Annotated in this window: 1 pseudogene; it reads left to right on the plus strand. The window is 61.7% G+C overall.

The annotated features are described in order from the left end of the window. A pseudogene (locus G3N99_RS42265) lies at positions 1–1986 on the plus strand (hemagglutinin); the annotation flags it as partial.

Consider the following 1986-nt stretch of genomic DNA (forward strand, 5'->3'; position numbering starts at 1 on the left):
TGTCGACCTCGACATCGACGGGATTGTCGTCGGCGAACAGTTCGATCACATCGTTGTCGACTTCGACGTCGACGGGTCTCTCGTCGGCGAACAGCTCGATCACGTCGCTGTCGACCTCCACGTCGACGGGGCTGTCGTCAGCCACCAGTTCAATTGGTTCGTTGTCGACAGGGCTCAGCTCGACGAATAGTTCGGTGACCTCGTTGTCGACCTCGACTTCGACGGGTTTGTCGTCGACGAATAGCTCGATCACGTCGCTGTCTACCTCCACGTCGACGGGGCTGTCGTCAGCCACCAGTTCGATTGGTTCGTTGTCGACGGGGCTCAGTTCGACGAATAGTTCGGTGACGTCGTTGTCGACCTCGACCTCGACGGGCCTGTCTTCGGCGAATAGCTCGATTACTTCGCTGTCGACTTCGACCTCGACCGGCCTCTCGTCGGCCAACAGCTCGATCACTTCGCTGTCGACCTCGACCTCGACGGGCCTGTCGTCGGCCAACAGCTCGATCACCTCGCTGTCGACTTCGACCTCGACGGGCCTGTCGTCGGCTAACAGCTCGATCACTTCGTTGTCGACCTCGACCTCGACGGGCCTGTCCTCGGCCAACAGCTCGATCACGTCGCTGTCGACCTCGACCTCGACGGGCCTGTCGTCGGCCAACAGCTCGATCACCTCGCTGTCGACTTCGACCTCGACGGGCCTGTCGTCGGCTAACAGCTCGATCACTTCGTTGTCGACCTCGACCTCGACGGGCCTGTCCTCGGCGAACAGCTCGATCACGTCGCTGTCGACTTCGACCTCGACCGGCCTGTCCTCGGCCAATAGCTCGATCACCTCGCTGTCGACTTCGACCTCGACGGGCCTTTCGTCGGCCAACAGCTCGATCACGTCGCTGTCGACTTCGACCTCGACGGGTCTGTCGTCAGCCAACAGCTCGATCAGTTCGTTGTCGACTTCGACGTCGACGGGCCTGTCGTCGGCAAACAGCTCGATCACGTCGCTGTCGACTTCGACCTCGACCGGCCTGTCGTCGGCCAATAGCTCGATCAGTTCGTTGTCGACTTCGACGTCGACGGGCCTGTCGTCGGCCAATAGCTCGATCACCTCGCTGTCGACTTCGACCTCGACGGGTCTGTCCTCGGCCAACAGCTCGATCACGTCGCTGTCGACTTCGACCTCGACGGGCCTGTCGTCGGCTAACAGCTCGATCACTTCGTTGTCGACCTCGACCTCGACCGGCCTTTCGTCGGCCAACAGCTCGATCACTTCGCTGTCGACCTCGACCTCGACGGGTCTGTCGTCGGCCAACAGCTCGATCAGTTCGTTGTCGACTTCGACGTCGACCGGCCTCTCGTCGGCCAACAGCTCGATCACTTCGCTGTCGACCTCGACCTCGACGGGTCTGTCGTCGGCCAACAGCTCGATCACCTCGCTGTCGACTTCGACCTCGACGGGCCTGTCGTCGGCTAACAGCTCGATCACTTCGTTGTCGACCTCGACCTCGACGGGCCTGTCCTCGGCGAACAGCTCGATCACGTCGCTGTCGACTTCGACCTCGACCGGCCTGTCCTCGGCCAATAGCTCGATCACCTCGCTGTCGACTTCGACCTCGACGGGCCTTTCGTCGGCCAACAGCTCGATCACGTCGCTGTCGACTTCGACCTCGACCGGCCTGTCGTCGGCCAACAGCTCGATCACGTCGTTGTCCACGTCGACCTCGACGGGTCTATCCTCGGCTAACAGCTCGATCACGTCGTTGTCGACCTCGACCTCGACCGGCCTCTCGTCGGCAAACAGCTCGATCACTTCGCTGTCGACCTCAACCTCGACCGGCATCAACTCGCTGTCCACCGGCCTGAGCAGCACGAACAGCTCGGTGTCGTCGCTGTCGACCTCGACCTCGACCGCAATCAACGCTGCGAAGACGCACTACTACAGCGTCAACGACAACGGCGTGCAGCAAAGCAACTACGCCAACGACGGCG

The sequence above is a fragment of the Burkholderia sp. Ac-20392 genome (assembly GCF_017104585.1).
GTDB lineage: Bacteria > Pseudomonadota > Gammaproteobacteria > Burkholderiales > Burkholderiaceae > Burkholderia > Burkholderia lata.